The 20,808-nt window shown below is 43.9% G+C and carries 22 protein-coding genes and 1 riboswitch; of the genes, 12 read left to right on the top strand and 10 right to left on the bottom strand.

Translation table 11 applies throughout. The features are described 5' to 3' along the window. Positions 1–27: 27 nt before the first annotated feature. From LCM11_RS16160 to LCM11_RS16150, 3 genes are all read right to left on the bottom strand, one after another. Positions 28–780 carry an HAAS domain-containing protein gene (locus tag LCM11_RS16160; protein ID WP_224895320.1) on the bottom strand — a complete coding sequence of 251 codons (753 nt, stop codon included), beginning with the start codon at positions 778–780 and terminating at the stop codon, positions 28–30. 2 nt (positions 781–782) lie between these two features. Continuing rightward, positions 783–1,109, bottom strand: a complete 327-nt coding sequence (locus tag LCM11_RS16155) for a PadR family transcriptional regulator (RefSeq protein ID WP_224895319.1) — start codon at positions 1,107–1,109, stop codon at positions 783–785. A gap of 730 nt (positions 1,110–1,839) precedes the next feature. Next, a complete protein-coding gene (locus LCM11_RS16150; RefSeq protein ID WP_224895318.1) occupies positions 1,840–2,217 on the bottom strand; it encodes a YbaN family protein in 378 nt (125 codons plus the stop codon). Positions 2,218–2,463: 246 nt separating this feature from the next. Between LCM11_RS16150 and LCM11_RS16145 the strand changes: the two genes are divergently transcribed. The 3 genes from LCM11_RS16145 to LCM11_RS16135 all read left to right on the top strand — a co-directional run bounded on the left by LCM11_RS16145 (position 2,464) and on the right by LCM11_RS16135 (position 5,407). Continuing rightward, the gene (locus LCM11_RS16145; RefSeq protein WP_224895317.1) at positions 2,464–3,513 is read left to right on the top strand and encodes a fatty acid desaturase; all 1,050 of its coding nucleotides are present in this window, start codon (positions 2,464–2,466) and stop codon (positions 3,511–3,513) included. Positions 3,514–3,674: 161 nt separating this feature from the next. Then, entirely contained in the window at positions 3,675–4,811 is a 1,137-nt protein-coding gene (locus LCM11_RS16140) for a sensor histidine kinase (protein ID WP_224895316.1), read from the top strand. Beyond that, complete coding sequence (locus LCM11_RS16135; RefSeq protein ID WP_224895315.1) at positions 4,808–5,407, top strand: response regulator transcription factor; 600 nt, start codon at positions 4,808–4,810, stop codon at positions 5,405–5,407. The genes LCM11_RS16140 and LCM11_RS16135 overlap by 4 nt, the downstream gene beginning before the upstream one ends. 59 nt (positions 5,408–5,466) lie before the next feature. On the opposite strand, the gene LCM11_RS16130 is transcribed toward LCM11_RS16135, so the two are convergent. Continuing rightward, positions 5,467–6,279 (bottom strand): SurA N-terminal domain-containing protein, encoded by an 813-nt coding sequence (locus LCM11_RS16130; RefSeq protein ID WP_318246155.1) that lies wholly within the window; start codon positions 6,277–6,279, stop codon positions 5,467–5,469. 379 nt (positions 6,280–6,658) lie between these two features. Further along, a riboswitch (Lysine riboswitch) is annotated at positions 6,659–6,837 on the top strand. A 118-nt stretch (positions 6,838–6,955) separates the two neighbouring features. Between LCM11_RS16130 and dapA the strand changes: the two genes are divergently transcribed. Beyond that, the gene (gene dapA / locus LCM11_RS16125) at positions 6,956–7,849 is read left to right on the top strand and encodes a 4-hydroxy-tetrahydrodipicolinate synthase (protein WP_224895313.1); all 894 of its coding nucleotides are present in this window, start codon (positions 6,956–6,958) and stop codon (positions 7,847–7,849) included. Positions 7,850–7,905: 56 nt separating this feature from the next. On the opposite strand, the gene LCM11_RS16120 is transcribed toward dapA, so the two are convergent. Beyond that, positions 7,906–8,820 carry a hypothetical protein gene (locus tag LCM11_RS16120; protein ID WP_224895312.1) on the bottom strand — a complete coding sequence of 305 codons (915 nt, stop codon included), beginning with the start codon at positions 8,818–8,820 and terminating at the stop codon, positions 7,906–7,908. 203 nt (positions 8,821–9,023) lie between these two features. Here LCM11_RS16120 and LCM11_RS16115 point away from each other — a divergent pair, with 203 nt between their 5' ends. After that, positions 9,024–9,830, top strand: coding sequence for a muramidase family protein (locus LCM11_RS16115; protein WP_224895311.1), 807 nt, complete (start codon positions 9,024–9,026; stop codon positions 9,828–9,830). Between the two features lie 91 nt (positions 9,831–9,921). On the opposite strand, the gene LCM11_RS16110 is transcribed toward LCM11_RS16115, so the two are convergent. After that, positions 9,922–10,989, bottom strand: a complete 1,068-nt coding sequence (locus LCM11_RS16110) for a branched-chain amino acid aminotransferase (RefSeq protein ID WP_224895310.1) — start codon at positions 10,987–10,989, stop codon at positions 9,922–9,924. A 562-nt stretch (positions 10,990–11,551) separates the two neighbouring features. Between LCM11_RS16110 and LCM11_RS16105 the strand changes: the two genes are divergently transcribed. From LCM11_RS16105 to LCM11_RS16085, 5 genes are all read left to right on the top strand, one after another. Then, positions 11,552–11,746 (top strand): hypothetical protein, encoded by a 195-nt coding sequence (locus tag LCM11_RS16105; protein ID WP_224895309.1) that lies wholly within the window; start codon positions 11,552–11,554, stop codon positions 11,744–11,746. 100 nt (positions 11,747–11,846) lie between these two features. Next, positions 11,847–12,536 carry a response regulator transcription factor gene (locus LCM11_RS16100; protein WP_224895308.1) on the top strand — a complete coding sequence of 230 codons (690 nt, stop codon included), beginning with the start codon at positions 11,847–11,849 and terminating at the stop codon, positions 12,534–12,536. Further along, a complete protein-coding gene (locus LCM11_RS16095; RefSeq protein ID WP_224895307.1) occupies positions 12,533–13,537 on the top strand; it encodes a sensor histidine kinase in 1,005 nt (334 codons plus the stop codon). The genes LCM11_RS16100 and LCM11_RS16095 overlap by 4 nt, the downstream gene beginning before the upstream one ends. A 180-nt stretch (positions 13,538–13,717) precedes the next feature. Then, positions 13,718–14,479: an ABC transporter ATP-binding protein gene (locus LCM11_RS16090; RefSeq protein ID WP_224895306.1), complete on the top strand. Its 762-nt coding sequence runs from the start codon at positions 13,718–13,720 to the stop codon at positions 14,477–14,479. Further along, positions 14,469–16,409, top strand: coding sequence for an ABC transporter permease (locus tag LCM11_RS16085; RefSeq protein WP_224895305.1), 1,941 nt, complete (start codon positions 14,469–14,471; stop codon positions 16,407–16,409). The genes LCM11_RS16090 and LCM11_RS16085 overlap by 11 nt, the downstream gene beginning before the upstream one ends. Positions 16,410–16,495: 86 nt before the next feature. Here the strand turns inward: LCM11_RS16085 and LCM11_RS16080 are convergent, their stop codons facing one another. Next, positions 16,496–17,005 carry an O-acetyl-ADP-ribose deacetylase gene (locus tag LCM11_RS16080; RefSeq protein WP_224895304.1) on the bottom strand — a complete coding sequence of 170 codons (510 nt, stop codon included), beginning with the start codon at positions 17,003–17,005 and terminating at the stop codon, positions 16,496–16,498. 98 nt (positions 17,006–17,103) lie between these two features. Here LCM11_RS16080 and LCM11_RS16075 point away from each other — a divergent pair, with 98 nt between their 5' ends. Beyond that, entirely contained in the window at positions 17,104–17,730 is a 627-nt protein-coding gene (locus LCM11_RS16075; protein WP_224895303.1) for an NUDIX hydrolase, read from the top strand. A gap of 75 nt (positions 17,731–17,805) precedes the next feature. On the opposite strand, the gene LCM11_RS16070 is transcribed toward LCM11_RS16075, so the two are convergent. Both LCM11_RS16070 and LCM11_RS16065 read right to left on the bottom strand, forming a co-directional pair. Beyond that, entirely contained in the window at positions 17,806–18,075 is a 270-nt protein-coding gene (locus LCM11_RS16070; protein WP_224895302.1) for a hypothetical protein, read from the bottom strand. Between the two features lie 38 nt (positions 18,076–18,113). Next, positions 18,114–18,356, bottom strand: coding sequence for a hypothetical protein (locus LCM11_RS16065; protein WP_224895301.1), 243 nt, complete (start codon positions 18,354–18,356; stop codon positions 18,114–18,116). A 137-nt stretch (positions 18,357–18,493) separates the two neighbouring features. On the opposite strand from LCM11_RS16065, the gene LCM11_RS16060 reads away from it, so the two are divergent. After that, a complete protein-coding gene (locus tag LCM11_RS16060; RefSeq protein ID WP_224895300.1) occupies positions 18,494–19,387 on the top strand; it encodes a ferritin family protein in 894 nt (297 codons plus the stop codon). 85 nt (positions 19,388–19,472) lie between these two features. On the opposite strand, the gene LCM11_RS16055 is transcribed toward LCM11_RS16060, so the two are convergent. Further along, complete coding sequence (locus LCM11_RS16055) at positions 19,473–20,165, bottom strand: LppM family (lipo)protein (protein WP_224895299.1); 693 nt, start codon at positions 20,163–20,165, stop codon at positions 19,473–19,475. Positions 20,166–20,808 lie beyond the last annotated feature (643 nt).

Genomic DNA, 20,808 nt, shown 5'->3' with positions numbered 1-20,808 from the left:
ATTGATTACAAGGTTTCCGGTCAAGGCTTAAGCAGAACTCGAATGATCTTTTTTATATACGGTCAAAAAGTAGATCAGGGGTCCCGCGAAGATAAGGATACTGGTCAGGGTCAGCTTTGTAGATGTTGATAGGCTGGTTAATCCAATCAGATACTCAGGGACGAATAGGAGAATCGGAATGATAATCGGCAGCCAAAGCTTGCTCCATAACGCCAAGCCGATAAAGACAGCTGCCGCAAGCGCAAAAGCGAGAACATTGGCAACGGTACTGAATTCAAACGTGGGGGTGTTGAAATAATTATTCAAGACTATTAAGGCGCCGAAAGAACCCATGGGGAGAACGCCAGCTACGGCATAGACCAGCCATTCTTTCCACCTGGCGGGCTGATGACTGCTGATATACCTTAGAAAAAAGGACAATAATCCAATAATTATGAGGAAAATCACAGGATATCCGATAAACTCTAGTAAGGAAAGCTCTATTCCTCCATCAAGGATTTCACCCATGAGAAGGTATGCTAAGGCACCGATACAAATGGCAGGAATTACTTTAAAAATCATCCCTTTATCGAGGATCATCTCCCGAGAGAATTGTTCCATGTACTCTTTAGGAGAGTTGCCGACAACGTGTTCAATGCTCTTGCCTCTTTGTTCAGCCTCAAGCAAATGATCTTTCAATTCTTCTGTTATTTCTTCGATCTCCTTCTCCTTTTTACCGCTCGCCATTAAGTACAGCTGTAACCGTCCGATAAAGTCTTTACTTTCTTTAGAAAGTTCCAATACTATCCCTCCTTATCCAATAATCGCTCTACACTGCTTGAAACGGTATCCCATCTTTTCTTGAACTCCTCAAGTTCGAGTTCTCCTTTTTCTGTCAGCTTATAATACTTCCGTTTTGGACCACCAGAAGGAAGCTGCTTTTGACTGGTTACCACCCATCCTTCTTTCTTCATTCGTAATAAAAGCGGATAGATGCTGCCCTCCTTCACCATTGTAAATCCATACTGATCAAGCTTCTCGATCATTTCATATCCGTAGGTTTCTCCCTGGGAAATGATCGACAGCAGACAGCCTTCCAGAATTCCTTTCAGCAATTGACTTGATGACAATATAGGTGCCTCCTTACCCCACTACCTTGTTATGCATGATAGTATGCCAAAACAAATGCATTGCAACTAACTTGCAATACAATATAGTTAAAGATTACCATGACCTTCCAAAAACCACAAGTACTCTTCAAAATAAATGTAAGCTTCATTATGAATTTTCATAATAAAGTGATTAAATAAACGAGCCGTTCAGTTGAAGACTCGATTTCGAGATAATTCGGGTCCGTTGCTCATTTAGAGAGAAGGTTGGCTGCGAACAACTCGCTTTCCTTCATCTCCTTATGATGGAAGAGGGCACGGCCCTTCTAAAGCAGTATTCAGCATCCTGAATCATCCTTTAATGCTTCTATAGCAAGGATTATCCAACATACAAGCTCCATGTTAAAGGTTATCCCCACCATAAATTAGGGCGGTTCAAACATTTCGAGCTCTCCCGTATCGGCGAGGTCCGGAGGGGGATGATGTAGACTCCTGTGGGATGAAAATGACAGGGGAGACCTCGGAAGGCGTACCCTAAGGAGGCTCCGCGCATACTAGGAAGTTCGACTAAGACCGCCACGTCGTGTGGCAACGTCGAACGACCCTGCGTCGTGCAGGGCCGGAAAGCGAAATCATCCCCCGAAGGACTTTCCGCTCCACAAATATCTCGAAATCTAGTCTTCAAGTAACGGGAGCTTATCTATTAAATCAACACTAAGCATCAATAGAACTATTTTAGATAAACTCTCGCTTACTCTTTCCGCAAGGTTTTCATTAATGAAATAACCACGGTAAAGAAACACGCGCCAAAGATAAATCCGATTCTAAGCAGCAGATTAGGAGCAATAAAAAAAGCTGAATAAAGCATAGAGCTCCAGATCATAATGAGTACAGACACTTTGGCTTTTAGAGGAATCCCCCTGCCCGCTTTGTAGTTCTCTATATAAGAACCGAACCACTTATTTGTCATTAACCAATTATAAAGACGATCCGAACTCCTTACATAGCAAGCGGCCGTCAATAATAAAAATGGGGTGGTCGGAAGCAGTGGCAGCACTATCCCAAGCACTCCCAGAATCAATGAGATCGTTCCGATTATAATAAGAAGAATGTTAGTAAACTGCTTCATTTTGAACTCCCTTACTATTCAACACTTTCTCTTCCAAAAGGTTTGCTGGTCACATATATGCTTCCCTATGCACCTTTTAACGCAAACCCTGGCGCATTTATTTTAGTTTACCATTTCCTTATAACTCGCTGGAAGGCTGTCTACCCATGACAAGTGTCATGGGTGTACCCTGACGTTTATGCCTTATAAAATATACGCTTTTCTCCTATGCTAAGAATACAAGAGACACAACAAAGGAGTCTTACTATGAATAAAGATAAACAAAAAGAATTGAAAAAAAGCGTAGCACGATTCGCGAAACCTGATAATAAAGCGGGCATCCGCCAACTATTGAATACACTGCTTCCGTTTCTCCTTGTATGGTACCTGGCCTACGAAAGCCTGTCATGGTCCATCTGGATTACCATTCCACTTGCATTCATTGCGGGAGGATTCGTTGTACGACTATTCATTATCTTTCACGATTGTACCCACCAATCCTTCTTTGAAAACAAGAAAGCCAACCGGATTGTCGGAACGATTACGGGTATTCTCACTCTTTTCCCTTTTGATAAGTGGAAACGAAGTCATTCCATCCACCATGCCACAAGCGGCAACCTGGACAAGCGGGGCACCGGTGATATCTGGGTGATGACGGTAGAGGAATATATGAAGGCGCCTCTAAAAACGAGAATAGCGTACCGAATTTACAGAAATCCGTTAGTCATGTTCGGATTGGGTCCTATTTATTTATTCCTGATCTCTAACCGCTTCAACCGCAAAGGCGCAAAACGAAAAGAGCGCATGAATACGTACGTGATCAACGCGGCAATAGTCGTCTTGTATTCCTCTATCATATGGGCAATTGGATGGCAGTCCTTCCTGATCATTCACCTTCCTATTCTTTATGTTTCCGGAATGCTTGGAATCTGGTTGTTTTACGTACAGCACCAGTTCGAAGATTCGTATTTCGAAGACGAGTCAGAGTGGGATTTTGTAAAAGCTGCGGTAGACGGCAGTTCGTACTATAAGCTGCCTAAAGCATTACAATGGGTATCCGGTAACATTGGATTCCACCATGTTCACCACTTGAGCCCTCGTGTACCAAACTACAACCTGGAGAAAGCTCATGATAACACTCCACCACTGGAGCATGCGACGACCATTACACTGGCCACAAGCCTTGAATCCATTCGCTTTCGTTTATACGATACGGCGAATAAAACCTTTGTATCCTTTAAAGAAGTGAAACCGCGGATCAAAAGAAATAAATTGACCCTCCCAGAACGAAGATATCCTGAATTTCAGGACAAATAGAGGTCCATCATGACCTGTTTCGTACTTTAAAATCATAACCTGAAAGCCCATTCTATATGGAATGGGCTTTTCTACATCCAAATATCTATCGTGACAGAAGGAACGCTTATCATATATATTGGATGTAATAGAATGGATTTAACCTAAGGAGATGAGCTTCCATGCAAAGCTGGTACCATATCATACCTAAAAACACAGGGCTGAGCACTTATGTGTGGATTATATTCTGCCTTTTGCCCTTTTTCTTCATCTTCCGTTCTTCTTCGATGCTAGAGATTGCATTCGGCATATTCATGACTTTGCTCTTTTTCTTATCCTATCGATTATCGTTCATTTCCAATAGCCGGATGGTTTATCTGTGGGTGAGTATAGAGATGGCGATCAGTCTTGTCATGACTTTCTTGTTTGGCTATATATATTTTGCCTTATTTCTCGCCTTCTTTATCGGAAACATTAAACATCTAGGAGGGTTTTTGTCTCTTTATATTGTCCATTTAACGACGACGATTGCGGCTGTAACGATGACGTTTGTTACAGAAGTGGATGATATTTTCCCTCACCTTCCTTTTATCGTCATTACCGTAATCGGAGTCATTCTACTCCCGTTTACTGTGAGATATAGAAATAAGCAGCATAAACTCGAAGGCGAGCTGCAAGATGCCAACGAGCGCATTTCACAATTAATGGTTCTGGAAGAACGAGAAAGAATTGCACGTGACCTGCATGATACATTAGGGCAGAAGCTCTCCATGATCGGCTTGAAAAGTGATCTGGCAGGCAAACTTATTCCCGTAAAACCCGAAAAAGCCATGGAGGAAGTACAGGACATTCGCCAAACCGCCCGTACAGCTCTGAAAGAAGTTCGGGAAATGGTATCCGATATGAGAGGAACGAAACTGGAGGATGAGCTGATTCGTGTCCAGCAGATTATAGAAGCTGCTGAAATGAGCTTTGAATACGAAGGCAGCCCTAAGCTTGAAAACACGCCCTTACTCGTAGAAAACGTCCTCAGCATGTGCCTGAAGGAAGCCGCTACGAATATCGTGAAACATAGTCATGCCTCGCATTGTAAAGTGACGATTTCACAAACCAGTACAGAGATTTTAGTCGTGGTGGAAGATAATGGCCACGGGCTACCTGATAACATTGAGCCCTTCAAAGGCAATGGTATGCAGGGAATGAGAGAACGTCTGGAATTCGTAAATGGAAGTCTCGAGATCTACTCATCCCATGGCACCACTCTGCGTCTGCATGTACCGAATATTATCAAGCAGTCTAATAAGGAGGAGTCTGTATGATCCGAATTGTCATTGCAGAAGATCAGCGTATGCTACTCGGTGCGCTTGGAGCTTTACTTGATTTAGAGGACGGAATGGAAGTAGCAGGGAAAGCCGGTAATGGTGAAGAAGCGTGCAGACTGGTGCGTGAGCTTAAACCGGACATATGCCTGATGGATATTGAAATGCCGGTAAAAGATGGCCTCACGGCAGCGGAAGAGCTGGCAGACGAACCATGTAAAATCATTATTCTTACTACATTCGCCCGCCCTGGTTATTTTGAACGGGCAAGAAATGCCGGCGTCAGCGGATACTTACTTAAAGACAGTCCAAGCGAAGATCTGGCGGAAGCGATACGCAAGATTATCGACGGTCAGCGTATTTTCTCCCCTGAACTCGTGGATCTCGCCTATACGGAGAAGAATCCGCTCACGGAAAGAGAACGTCAGGTCATTAAGTTAATGGCTGAAGGTAAAAATACGAAAGACATCTCCAAAGAGCTGTATATAACGCCAGGTACGGTACGAAATTATGTGTCCGTGATCCTGGATAAGCTTGAAGTTTCCAATCGGATTGAAGCCATCTCACGCTTTAAGGAGAGAGGCTGGTTCAAGTAACGCTCGGCTATCCATAAAAAAAACCAGTTCCCATTAGGAACTGGTTTTTTTGGATCGATTTAAAGATTTACTTTAACATCTGCTTCTTCACGAAGATTCTTCACAAGTTCTTGATAAGCTTGTGCTTCTTTTTGCTGAGTAAGCTGTTGCTTAAGAGTTGATTTCGCTTCTTCATATGGAGGAATCTGCTGCTCGCCGCCTGCTTCTTCCTGTTGAGCTTTCGCTTCATCGTAAGCTTTCTTAATCTCTTCTTCAGTTGGTTCGAGGTCTCCGTTTTCTTCCGCTAGTAATTTATCAACTTTTACTTGCGTTTTAACCTGAGACATCACTTCGTCTTCTTTCATACCCTGCTCTTCTAATTTAGATAGAAACTCATCTTTAGACTTCAGGCCGTTCTGCTCAGCCAAACGGGTTAACGTTTCATTAACTTCTTCTTCAGATGCCTTAAGATCGCGCTCGTTTGCTTCCTGAACAAGAAGCTCCTGGCCGACTAAACCTTCTGCAGTCTGCTTTTTGAGTTTCTCCTGATCAACTTCCTGCCCTGACATCTGGGACTGCATAGCCGCTTGCTGGAATTGGCTCTTATATGTCTGGGTGAATTCTTCTTTTGGAATTTCTTCACCGTTTACAGTAGCCACTACTTCAGGAACACCTTCTAAGTCTGGCTCCGGCATTTGCGGCTGCTCAGAACCTTCTCCTTCTTTACTGCTTTCGCCATCCTTACTGCTATCTTCTTTATCAGAAGATTCTTCCTGTTTAGCTTCTTCATTGTTGCTGTCTCCACCTGATCCTTCATCGTTACCGCATGCCGTTAATAACGCTATGAATAAAGCAAGTGCTAAGCTTAATAACCATTTCTTATTCAATGTCATTCCCCTTTCGATTACCTAATGCTTGTCATTGTAACACGTGCCCGCCTGCTGTACATCCATCACATTCTAGTGTATATGCCCATTGTAACATCTGTAATGCACCTATGCCCCGTCACAAAGCCTTTGGTACCACACCAGGCACACCATAATTCTAAATGTGGAATTTTTGTGTAAAATTTTTTTACAGCCAAACGTACTCTTCCTCTTCAGTTTTGCCAAACTTTATAGGAATCTTTCATCTTTTGCGAAATAAATGATTCGTAACTATTCCTTACTATAACAACTTACAGTTAATTCCACAAAATATAAACCTTGAATTTTCAAATAAATTATGATACGGTACAAGGAACTAAATATTTTCTTATTTCAATTCTATTGAAGTAAGGATAGAGGTGCAAATTCCAAGAGTACGCATGTGAAGGATAATGAGGTCCTGTGAAACATGAGGAAAGGGGTTTTTGCCGAAGCTGACGGAATCTCATATTCCCGATGCTGGTTCTGATGCTTAAGAGGTGCAGAACTGTCATATAGGAGACTATATGGAGGGCTATCTTAATGCAGGAACGGATATCAAAGTTCTAAGCAGCAGCGAACCCTCGTTGCTGCTTTTTTGTGCTTTACTGCTGCAGAGCCCTCAAACCTCGAACGTATAAAAACTAAGTAAAGGTGTGAGGTTATGAACTTTGGTCAAGTACTAACAGCTATGGTAACTCCGTTTGATTCAGAAGGTAATATCGATTTTAATGCCACACGCTCCCTGGTTAATCACTTGATCTCCAACGGCTCTGATGGTTTAGTGATTGCAGGAACAACAGGTGAATCCCCAACGTTAACGTCAGAGGAAAAAGTAAGCCTGTATAAATTTGTTGTGGAAGTCGTGAATGGCAGAGTACCGGTCATCGCAGGAACGGGATCCAACAATACAAGAGCTTCCATTCAATTAACGAAACAGGCAGAAGAAGCAGGCGTGGACGCGATTATGCTTGTAACCCCTTATTATAATAAACCAACCCAGGAGGGCATGTATCAGCATTTTACGACGATTGCCAAGGCTACTTCTCTGCCTATCATGCTCTATAATATCCCAGGACGCAGTGTCGTGAATATGACACCTGAAACGATCGTCCGCCTCTCTCAAGTGGAGAATATTGTATCGGTAAAAGAAGCAAGCGGTGATTTAGATGCAGCTTCTGAAATTATCAGTCGTACACCGGATGAATTCTCTGTTTACAGCGGCGAAGATTCCAACACGCTGCCGTTTGTATCGATTGGCGGTACAGGAATCGTATCCGTATCAGCCCATGTGATTGGTAATGAAATGCAGGCGATGATACAAGCCTACCGCAATGGAAATGGCAGCTATGCATCCGCTATGCACCGTACCCTTCTTCCGGTCATGCATGCCATTTTCTCTGCACCAAGTCCTTCTCCGGTTAAAGCTGCTCTTAACCGAAAAGGTGTAGAAGTGGGTGGCGTTCGTTTGCCGCTGCTTCCATTAACAGAAGAAGAAGCCAATGAGATTGAAACGATCCTGGCTTCCGTCCAGCAAAGAGAGCGTGTTTACAGCTGAATAATATAGTAAATCCCTGTGCTCATTTGATCGAGTACAGGGATTTTTTAATGGGCTCATTTATTTTTCGATGATAAATCCTGATAATTCTGCTGAATGAATTGAATCAGTGTTCCAAGCGTCTGGCCTTTAAATTGATCTGGTACTGAGTTCCCTTCAGGATCAGCATAATAAAGTGCTCCTATTTCTTCATTGTATCTGTAACCCAATTTTTTTAGCCGGTTTTGTAGTTCCCCAGGCAGCTGTTCCAAACCAGTTTGAGCTGTAAAATAGTCGGTTGGATAAATCCACACGTCTACATCCGTTAATCCCGTCTGAACGACAAATAAGTCCTGGTCATATTGAGAGATCCACTGGTCTTTTGAATATAAAGAGACGCCTGAACCTTCAAGCGACGAAATGCCATCCAGGTTTATTCCGAAAATCTGGTTAAGGACTCTTCGAATTTCGGGCCCATCGATCTTCTTGCCATAAGACGCTGAGTATAAATCGAGTACTTCGAGTTTGGAAAGTGACGGAATGTCTTCTTCCCCTAACCATTTGGGCAGCGATTCTTTTACCCCCTGGATAATTTCGTCCGGATACGTTTGACTTCCTGCTCCCAGCTCAGAAATTCGCTTAAGATCAATCGAATAAATCTGGTTAACGATTCTCGGAATTTCCTTTGCGTTTACTTTTTTGCCATATGAAGCAAGGTAGTGATCCATGACCTCCACTTTACTCATTTTTTCAACAAGTGAAATCGCTTCGTCGTACCTGAGCGGGCCTTTTCTTTCTCGCCTCAGGGTTTTGAATACCTCTCGGATAATCTCCTTCGAGTACTTCAGTTCATCTTTTTCTGTCTGATAGAGTTCGTGCTTTAAACTTTTAGCTTGAACCGTAGTCGATGGTAAGGAAAGAGTGGTTCCTGACAACATTACCATGGTTGTGACGACAAGTATTCTCTTTAGAGCCAGTGGAAACAAATTCATGATTCACCCTCCTGTACGTTAATTAAGGATCAATGCAGAAGCCTCCTTATTGATATCGGCTTGCTTAAGGTCATCATAAGCTGAATACACGAAGACGATCAAATTTTAATTGGAAAAATTTAAAATATTACGTTTAGATTACAAAATAAACCGAAACACACTATATGTAACACTTTTGAAATAATTTCAAGGAGGGATCCTGTATGAAAAAAACAAAATATCTTGCGCCGTTATTAGCAGCGGGAATGACGTTTGGGGTTGGTGCTGGCAGTGCATCAGCTGAGAATTCAACGGTGACCTTTGAAAGAGGAGACACGCTTTGGAGTATTGCACAGAAATACAGTGATGTGACCGTAGAAGATTTATATAAGTGGAACCCTGGTATCGATGCGGATGTGATTCAGCCAGGTTCTAAAATTACAGTGAAAACAGATGAAACGATCCGTGAAGAGGTACCTTCAGATGATTTTCATACCGTAACTCCTGGAAGCACTTTGTACAGTATTGCGAACCTTCATAAGGGAGTAACGCTCGAAGACTTATTTGATTGGAATCCTGGCATTGAGCCTTGGAATCTGCAAATTGGTTCTGAGGTCCGAGTCAGCCCGACTGAGGATCAGAATTCACAGGAAATCTATCACACCGTAGAGCCAGGAGAGACGCTGCACAGCATTGCGAACCTTCATAAAGGTGTGAGTCTTGAAGACTTGTATGAGTTGAACCCGGGCATCAACCCTCGCAATCTGCCGATCGGATCCGAAGTACAGGTTTATGAGAACGGAGATAAATCAGGCCCCATCGCGGAAGGTGTCACGAAACAAGAAGCCGAAAAGCTGGTCAGAAAATATAAAGATCTGGAAAACGAACCGAACATGAAAGTCGAAAACGACCGCATGGTGGATCGTGAATATCTCGTACACGTCTATGAAGTCGTCGATAACCATACGGCCACCTACGGCTGGTACCTCGTTGATCCAAAAACCGGCGACATCCGCAACTATATGAAATAACCAAAAAACAAAGAAGAGTAAAAAAATCCCACCTCAGGTCATCCAATATCTGGATGACCTGAGGTGGGATAATTTGTATAGTAGTTAGATTTTAGACTTCGACGGTCCAGCCGTAATCGTCTTCTTTTCTTCCTCGCTGGATTCCCGTTACGGTATCATAAAGCTTCTGGGCTACTGGTCCGATCTCATGGTTGTTGATGACCATTTTCTTACCAAGCCAGTTGAATTCCCCTACCGGAGAAATGACAGCAGCTGTACCAGCCCCAAACGCTTCTTCCAACTTACCTTCTTCATAGTATTGATACAATTCATCAATTGAGATTCTTCTCTCATTCACCGTCCAGCCCCACTCTTTCAGCAGTTCAAGAATGGAGGTACGGGTAATTCCTCGGAGAATACTTCCGCTTAATGCCGGCGTCACGATCTCTCCATCAATCTTGAAGAAGATATTCATGCTGCCGACCTCTTCAATATAGCGCTTCTCGACACCGTCGAGCCAAAGAACATCAGCATTCCCTTCTTTACTCGCCTTGGCCTGAGCCTGATAGCCGGAAGAATAGTTTCCGGCAGTTTTGGCCATGCCGGTTCCGCCTTTCACCGCACGTGTAAATTCTTCTTCAACGTTAATCGTGACCGGACGAATGCCGCCTGAGAAATAAGGACCTACCGGCGAAAGAATAATCATAAACTTATACATCTTGGAAGGTGCCACAGCAAGACTCGGTTCCGTCGCGATAATAAAAGGACGAATATATAAGGATGTGCCTTCAAATTCCGGCACCCAGTCCCTTTCCAAATGGACCAGCTCTTTCAAGTAATCCATGACCTCTTCTTCATCAATCGGCGGAATGCTCAAACGTTCGCTGGAAAGGTTTAAGCGCTCGAAGTTTTTTTCAGGCCTGAATAATAGTACACGATCATCGTCGGTACGATAGGCTTTCAAGCCCTCAAACACGGTCTGGCCATAATGAAAAATCATGGCAGCAGGATCTAGAGTGAGCGGCTCATAGGGAACGATCCGCGGCTCATGCCAGCCTTTGCTTTCTTCATAATCCATCACAAACATATGGTCTGTGAAGGTTCGGCCAAAAGGGATCTGGCCACTGTCTGGTTTTTGCTTTCTAAGGCGACTTTCTACTGTAGTTAATGATCGGGTCATAGGACAAATCTCCTTTTCTTGTCTTTGTATGCATCTATTCTTTAAATGAACAAAGGATTAGATATTAGTATTTATTGTACGTGGAACAGCATTACTTTTAAAGCCTCAGGTCTCCATTTTTAGAATATTTAAATGAATGTTCGTGAATGAGTAACTGAAACGATCTGTATAGCTTACGGTCCTCTCTTTTTCTAAGTTGTAATAATGTGGTAATTTAATTATATACAATGACTGAAAGCAAAGGTCTTCATGTAATCGTGAAAGGACAAGACGAGGTTATGTTCGGGAGCAGTTTCATAAGGAACTTAGGACAAATCGTTATGGTCCTCTCTACGATTCTATTTATTATGTATCTAGTAAGTGGAGAGTTTGGTTCTCTCACGGCTTACTGGTCAACAGGCAGCATGATCTTCGCGTTCACACAAGGATATCGATTATATTTCGAAGAGGATAGAAGAATGAACGGCTTTCTGTGTATGTGCGCAACGGGATCGATGTTACTTTTAATGTTGATCATGGCACTTACTTAACGACTAAATTAGGGTATTTGGAGGAAATCATCATGGCACCCAGGAAGACCGCGAGAACCAATAAAGAAAAGAATAGAGATATCGCCAGTTTTATCTTCGTTCTGGCCTCTATAGGTATGGGTCCTTATTTATATACCACGTTCAGCCTCCCAGTGAATCTAGCGCTAGTGCTCGGTACGTATGCTATACTCCAACTGCTCATTGGCTGGTTGTCTAAAGATGAATAAAACCCTCCCGTAAAAAATCCTTCTCCAGTTCTATAACCCCTGACACGATTTTTGCTATACTTTCCTTAGTCAGTAAAATGGAAAAGAGTGGTGAACCCTTGTGTTTAAGATTCTTTTGGTCGAAGATGATGCAACCTTATTTACAGAAATGAAAGACCGGTTATCCCAGTGGTCTTATCAGGTCCACGGAATTACCGATTTTTCGAACGTGATGAAAGAATTCACAGCTGCCATGCCGCACCTTGTGATTATCGACATCCAGCTTCCCAAGTATGACGGATTCCACTGGTGCCGCATGATCCGGGAACACTCCAACGTCCCGATCATTTTTCTATCTTCACGTGACCACCCCACGGATATGGTCATGTCCATGAACCTGGGTGCCGATGATTTTGTACAGAAGCCATTTCATTTTGAAGTCTTGATTGCCAAAATCCAGGCCGTGCTCCGGCGTGTATATAATTACAATGCGGAACCTCCTGCGCTGAAAACCTGGCTTGGTGCGACCATCGATTATGAGAGGAACCGGGTTCAATACAATGATCAGACCATTGAACTTACCAAAAACGAAATGTTCATCCTGAAATTACTCGTCGAACGGAAAAACAAAATTGTCAGCCGTGAGGATTTGATTACCAGCTTGTGGGAAGATGAGCGGTTTGTCAGTGATAACACGCTCACCGTGAATGTAAATCGATTACGGAAAAAGCTTTCCGATCTCGGGCTTGGCGGTTCGATCCAGACAAAAGTCGGGCAGGGCTATACGGCCGTCGAAGAGGCCGAATCATGATCCTGAAATTTCTCCTGGAAAAAATCAGCTGGATTGGTTTCTTTCTTATCCTTCAGCTTCTCGCGCTGCTGATCGCCTATGTCGATACGAATCTAGCGCTAAACTCGATGTATTATTACACATTTTTATCATCTCTCCTGTTTCTGATTTTCTTATTTATCCGCTACCAGAAGGAAACCAGGTTTTACAAAGAGATGAACGATAGAACGGCCAATCTCGATGTGACCACGATTCCCGACGGGGAAAGTCCTTTTGAAAAGATCATCGAAACCAGCATGGTCGGTCAAATGGAGCGGTTAAAAAAGGAATCTTCCCACAACCATTCGCTCCTGGAGCAGGAAAAAGATGACATGCTCGCCTGGATTCATGAAGTCAAAACCCCGCTTACATCGATGCATTTAATTTTCGACCGCATCAGCGACCAGAAAACGCGCTCCCAGCTCACCTACGAATGGCTGCGCATTCACTTGCTGCTCGATCAGCAGTTACATAAAAAGCGAATCCCTTTTATCGAAAATGATTTATACATGGAAGAGATTCAACTGGAGCCGCTGATTTTCTCGGAACTTAAGACCCTGCAGTCCTGGTGTATCCAAAAAGGGATCGGTTTTGACATCGATCTGGAAGTGGAGTCTGTATTGTCCGACAGCAAGTGGCTCGCCTTTATGCTTCGCCAGCTTCTCACCAATGCGGTTAAATACAGCGAGGCCTCTGAAATTATGGTACGAAGCTTCGAAGAAAATGGACAAACCCGCCTGACTGTCACCGATACAGGGCGAGGAATTGATGCAAGAGACCTGCCGAGGATTTTTGATAAAGGGTTCACGTCAACGACAGCTCACCATGATCATGCCGCCACCGGGATGGGGCTGTACTTAAGCCGAAAGGCTGCCGACTCCCTGAACATCAAGATAGAAGTGAACTCGAAGCTTGGACAGGGCACAACGTTTACACTGATTTTTCCTAAGCGAAATGATTTTACAGATATTAGAGGCTTGTAAAAAGCAACGTTTTTTACAAGCTTTTTTATATGTGAACAGAGGAGCCCCCCCTGCCCCGGAAGCTTGAGGTAGACGATATGACAAAAATGTCACTTCCAAGCGGTTGATTGTTAGGTCATTGAAAGGAAAAAGAATCAGGAAATTTATACAATAAAATTAACAAATAAAGGGGGAAGCGAGTTGAACATTTTAGAAGGATACAAAATTCATAAAAGCTATGGCAACAAGTTTACGAAACAGCACGTGCTGATGGGAATTGATATGAGTATCGAAAAAGGAGAATTCGTCAGCATTATGGGCGCGTCCGGATCCGGCAAAACGACCTTGCTGAACGTCCTCTCTTCCATCGATCGTGTGAGTCACGGGACTATTACGATCAACGGTGAGGAAATTACCGGCCGAAAAGACAAACAGCTGGCGGAATTCAGAAAGCACCATCTCGGGTTTATTTTTCAAGAATACAACCTGCTCGATACCCTTACAGTGAAAGAAAATATTCTCCTGCCGTTATCGATCGCTAAAGTTTCGAAAAAAGAAGCGAACCGGAAATTCGACGCGGTAGCAGAAGAACTCGGGATTGCCGATGTCCAGGATAAATACCCCAACGAAATTTCTGGAGGTCAGAAGCAGCGTACGTCTGCGGCGCGCGCCTTTATCCACGAACCGAGCATCATCTTCGCGGATGAGCCGACCGGTGCACTCGATTCGAAGTCAGCGTCTGATCTTTTGAATAAACTGAGTGATTTAAATGAGAAGAGAACTTCCACGATCGCCATGGTTACCCACGATCCGGTCGCCGCCAGCTACTCCAGCCGCGTCATTTTTATAAAAGACGGACAGATTTATACACAATTACGAAAAGGGGATCAGTCGCGGAATGCTTTCTTGAAAGACATTATGAAAACGCAGGGTGTGCTTGGCGGGGTGCAGTATGAGCATTAATCAGATCATTCTCCGCAATTTGAAAAAGAACCTGAAGAATTATTACTTATATGTGTTCGCGCTGATTTTTAGTGTGGCGCTTTATTTCGCTTTTGTCACCTTGCAATATGACCCGGCGATGGATAGTACGAAGGGGTCGCTGAAAGGCGGAGCGGCCGTCCGGACAGCATCGGTCTTATTAATCGGCATTGTCGCCGTTTTCCTCGTCTATGCGAATAATATTTTTATTAAACGTAGAAGTAAGGAAATCGGGATGTTCCAGCTGGTCGGTCTGACGAAAAACCGGATTTTCCGCATTCTTAGTGCGGAAAACATCATCATTTATTTTGGTTCACTGGTCGTGGGTATTTTTCTTGGTTTTGCAGCCTCAAAACTGATCCTCATGATTTTGTTCCAGATCACCGATGTAGAAACAGCCGCAACTCTGAGATTCTCGCTTAAGGCTATGGTGCAGACAGCAGGCGTTTTTGGTGGTATCTATCTGCTCATTATGGGAATGAACTACCTGTTCATTCAGAGGCAGACGATTCTTTCCCTGTTCCGAACCTCTTCCAAAACCGAAGGCAAAGTGGGCCGGATCTCCCTGTTTGAAATCATTATGGGGATTCTTGGGCTTGGGCTGATTGCTACAGGATATTATGTGTCTTCCCAGCTTTTTTCAGGAGAGCTCACCTCTATGAACAGCTTGTTTGGATCAATGGTGTTTATTCTGGCCTCTGTGATCATTGGCACGTACTTCTTTTATAAAGGGTCGGTACGTTTCATCGCAAATATCATTCGCAGGAACAAACAAGGCTATATGAATATTAACGAAGTGCTGTCTCTATCGTCGGTCATGTTCCGCATGAAATCGAATGCCATGCTGCTGACGATTATTACGACCGTCTCTGCCCTTGCGATTGGCCTCTTATCCTTAAGCTATATTTCTTTCTATTCTGCTGAAAACTCAGCAGGAAATGGCACCCCGGACGATTTCTCGTTTGTTACAGAAGCGCAGGCAGAAGAATTCACTGAAAAGCTTGACGGAATTCCTTACACCGAAGAGAAAATCGATGTGATAAGGGTAGCCGTTAATGTGGAGGATATTGTTGGAGCTGATATGGAGGGGCTGGCTTTTCAATCAGGAGAAATGACACTGGCCGTGGTAAAAGATCAGGCGGTCCCTGGCATTGATGTGGGTAAAAACCAGACCATCTTCACCGGCTTTTACGATGCCCTGCAGCGAATGATGCAAATGGAAGACTCAGGAGAACTGGTGTTTAAAGGAAAAGAGGAATCCATTCCTTTAGAGTTCTTAGGAGTTTCAAAACAGAGCGTTCTATCCCATTACTATTCTGGAGGCGGCCTGCCGACAGCCGTGGTGGACGAAACCGTCTATGAGCAGCTGTCTCAAGATTTAAACCCTAAAATCCAAGGAGAGTACTCCCAATACATTGGTATTAATCTGGAGTCTGAAGATCAAGTGGAAGAAGCAGATGAAGTGTTCCAGAGTCTCGCTCTTAGCAATGAGGTGGGAACGGCATCAGAATATGCGATTACTCAAAACCAGAAGCAGAATATGGGACTGGTGATGTTCATCGTCGGTTTCCTTGGACTCACCTTCTTAATTACATCCGGCTGTATTCTTTATTTCAAACAGATGGATGAAGGCGAAGAGGAACGACCGAACTATACTATTCTAAGAAAGCTCGGCTATACGAACGGGGATTTACTCCGAGGCATTCAGGGCAAACAGCTTTTTAACTTTGGCATCCCGCTGCTCGTCGGACTGCTGCACAGCTACTTTGCGGTCCAATCTGGCTGGTTCTTCTTCGGAACCGAGCTATGGACCCCGATGATCATCGTGATGGGCGTGTACACAGGTCTCTATTCCATATTCGGCCTGCTCTCCGTCCTCTATTACAAACGCATCATCAAAGAAGCCCTTTAGAATTGAAGGTTCTTAGGTTTGATACATTTATTTCCACCTCAGGTCATCCAAATTCTGGATGACCTGAGGTGGAATATTTTGTCATATTACTTGCTCAGTCGGTTTTCGTAAATCTGTTTGTTCTCTTCGTCGAAGCAGACGAAATAGACGTGTTCGATTTCTTCGTGCTCCTCTAAATAGTCCTGGACAGTTCGGATAGCAATATCGGCCGCTTCTTCTTTAGGAAAGCCATAAATCCCTGTGCTGATATTCGGAAAAGCCACCGTGCGAAGACCATGTTCCGATGCACGCTTCAAGGAGTTGCGATAGCAGTCTGCCAGCCGATCCGCCTCATTTTTATGACCTCCATTCCAAACGGGTCCAACGGTATGAATCACTTTCTCAGCTGGCATCTTACCGGCTGTCGTCACCACCGCTTCTCCTGTTTCGCATCCGTCAAACTTCTTACTCTCTTCCATTATTGCTGGACCGCCGGCGCGGTGAATCGCTCCATCAACACCGCCGCCACCGGCGAGCTTTTTGTTTGCGGCGTTCACCACCGCATCGACCTCCATTTTCGTAATATCGCCTTTAACAATTTCAATTCTCTGGTTCACGTGTATCCACTCCTTTTGAACATAAACTTGAGCGTTTCCAACTTACGGAAGCTTGTTCATTTGTTATAGTAAAGATAGAGAAAGTTTGAGGTGAAGTTATGGATCCGGAAAATCTACTCCATAAAGTCAGCAAGCACACCCCGTCCATCCTTGGAAGTAAAGATTTCGTGAAATTTGCTATCCTGCTTCCGCTGATCGAGAAAAATAATGAAACACACGTCCTGTTTGAAGTCCGTTCTCAAAAAATGAGAAGACAGCCGGGCGAAATTTGTTTCCCCGGCGGCAGGATTGATCAGCAGGATCCCGACGCAAAAGCAGCTGCCCTCAGGGAAACAAGGGAAGAACTCGGTATACCTGAACGGGATTTACTGAACGTCCATCCGCTGGATTACATGGTATCCCCATTTGGGATGATTGTGTATCCTTATGCGGGCTACGTTAACCAGCCTTACAGCGCGGTTGACCCGAATCCTGATGAAGTCGGGGATGTATTTACCGTTCCCTTATCCTATTTAATGGAAACCGAACCCGAAATTCATCACGTTGGATTCGAGGCGAAGCCTAAGGAAAATTTCCCTTTTGAATTGATCGAAGGCGGCAAGGATTACAACTGGCAGACGCGTCAGTTCGAGGAGTACTTTTACAAGTATGAGGATAAAGTGATCTGGGGCCTCACAGCTCGCATTCTCTCTCACTTTATTGACATGATTTCTTCTGAGAATTAAACAGAAAAGCAGCTTTCCAACCTGGAAGCTGCTTTTTTATGTATAAAATGTATATGTTGATGACGGCAAGCATCTTTAACGAAAGAAAGGATAAATAGCGGAAGCTACTCCAATGATAATACTTACGTAAAGGAGGGTTTTGAAAGTTCGCTTATATACTTGTTGTTTCCTCCGATTCACCTCCCAAATATCCCAGACAAACTGTAGAAGAAGAAGGACAAATAAAGAAAAACCTGTATATTTACTGGGAACTCCCCCAATAGCCATAGCGAACACGAGAAATAAAGCTGCAGCGCCTACTATAGAGTCCTCTTTATCCATTTTCTTTTCCATATCTTCATCCATAGCATCCGTCCTTTCTCGCAGTATCTTTTAATAAGAACTCATAGCGCCAGCCAGAATACAAACATAGCTGCTAAAAGTATAGAAAAAACGGCCGCCTTTTTATACTCCTTTTGTACGTACATCCCTGTAATAAGAACCACTACCGTAATAAAATTAATCAGAATTAAAAGTGTAGCGATAGGGTCCAGGTATTCTTGAAAAGCGTACGAAGTTACCACAAAGACGAGCACTGAAAAAGGAATGATAAAATAAGAAGCAATTTTATCAAATTTTTGAAACATGGAATCCCCCTAAATACTTTCCATGTTGAACTATTTTTACAATATTTTCAACTTCGCTCATATCCGGTTTCAAAACCTTTTCTTCAATATAAGCATACAATAGATGGACCTTTTATTTACCGGGAGGACCATTATCTATGAATTACTACCCTTATCCCTCGTACCCCCAGGACTTTATGCGTTCCCAAAAAAAGCTCATTCAGGCGATTGAAAAAGCGATTAACGGTGAATTCAGCGCGATCTCCTGCTACAAGAAACTGATCCAGCTCGCGCCGGACAAATCGACTAAAAAGCGCATTGAGGAAATACGCAGTGATGAACAGCGGCACTATACAGAGTTCCGCAGACTCTATACCCAATTAACCGGCGGCGGACAGCCTACGCCGCAAATCATCAGTGAATGCCCTGATTCCTTTGAAAAAGCCATCGTCTTTGCCTTCAATGATGAACAGGAAACGGTTGATTTTTATTTAGACATAGCTGATCAGGCTCAGGATCCCTCTGTAAAAGAAATCTTCCGCCGTGCTGCTGCAGATGAACAGAACCACGCCGTCTGGTTTTTATCTTTTCAGATGAATAGTGGCAGTGAACGTCAAACAGATGAAGAATATGGTGCTAAGGGAGCCATGAATGCTTCCACCCTGACCATTCCTGACATGCTTACCTATGCGATGCAGGATGAGTATCTAGCTCAGGCCAGGTATGACAACGTCTTAAACACGTTCGGCGATGTTCGTACATTTGTACGGATCAAAGAAGCAGAACAAAGGCACATCGCTGCTTTAAATACGCTGTTCACGCGCTATCAAGTCCCCTTACCTGAAGACACCTCACAGTTCTTTGTTGTAACCCCCGAAAATATTAAGAGAGCTTATGGGGCTGCTGTTCGCGGCGAAATCGACAATATCGCGATGTACAACAAATTCTTAACGTATCAGCTTCCGCCTGATATGCGAACAGTGTTTACGCAGCTGCGAGATGCATCGGTGAATCATTTGGCTTCATTTGAGAGAGGGCTCGAACGAGAATAGAGCCGGTCTCCCCTCACTAGAACCAACCGATATTACCTTTTATAAAAAACGCTTCAAAATCCTTGTTCACAGGCATGCAGAATCTTTACGATGCACGCCTGCGCTTCCGAATGACAATGAACAACACGACACCTAACAGAAGGACGCCGGCCGCTGTCAGGATAATATTTCGAACATTTGGAACCGCTGCTTCCACCATAAGTTCTGTGGTACCGGCGGTTTTAATGTTCCACGTTAATACATTGCCGTTTACTTCATCGGCATTGTGATCCTCCGGAGAAATCGGCAGGTCCAGCGTGAAGGTCAGATTCAGCTGATTGGAGACGAGCTGCTGCATGCCGCCTAATAACCCTGAATTTTCAAGATCCAACTCCCCTTCTACACGGTACGTTTTCGTAAAAAATCCATCCTCTACCGACACATCAAGCGGTACATTACTCATGGAACCTCCTGTCCCTGTTTCACTTACAGCGCCCATCGAAGGAATCACCTGCATATCCCGAACGTTTTCAAACGACTGCGTGGCTTTAAAGCCCTTGTAGCCTTCTTCCGTATAGGATTCGACGGTATAGCCCTGAGCCTCGAGTTCCTCATTTACAGATCTCAGCACCGTTTCGGCACGCTGGCTGAACTGCTCATAGGTACTTTCTTCGATTCCAAGCGTGATCGTACTAGTTCCGCTGCCGTCTTTATTAATTTTCACGCCTACGTCCCCCTGCACGCAGGCGGTTAATAGAACAAGCAGACCAGCAGCTATAAGTATCCAGGCTTTTTTCACAGTCATCTCCCCTAGTAAACATATGGTATATCATCATTATACGTTAAGATAATGAACATTTTAAAAAAAGACTCTGCTAAAGTTTATTGTTAATTCTTCATAAGCTCCTTATTACACAAAAGGGCCGATTAGTTGAAGACTCAGTTTCGAGATATTGGTTATGAGGAAGGTCCTTCGGGGGACGATTTCGCTTTCCACGGGCATGTGCTGAGCTTCCACGGGCTTAACAGCCCTGCGGGATCTCACCGATCATGTTCATCCCGCAGGAGTCTGCATCGTCCCCCCTCAGGCCCTTGCCAAATCAGCTACTCGAAACCACTTAAAATATCTTTTTGATGCACAAAATGAGCATGTGAATATGAGGCTATTCTCATGCTATAAAGATCTGGAATAGCCTGTCATAGAAGCATTTAAGCCCAGTTAAGAAGACGATGGTTCTTTCTTCTGGAAAGATCCGTTATTCTCCTGTGGCTGGGTTGGTTGGGAAATGGCGAGACTCCCATGGGAGAAGGGACTAGGTGAGATTGGACCGGCTACAGTTGGTTGGACAGGTTGGTTAAGGTCAGATAGACTGAATTAATACAAAACACGAGGAGCTTCCGTTATGACCCCAAGAATTCGACGTAACTTCACCCAAGAATTC

This window comes from Halobacillus halophilus, assembly GCF_020171985.1.
GTDB lineage: Bacteria > Bacillota > Bacilli > Bacillales > Halobacillaceae > Halobacillus > Halobacillus halophilus_A.
Note: the sequence above shows the minus strand (reverse complement) of the source record. Positions and strands in the feature narration are given on the sequence as shown.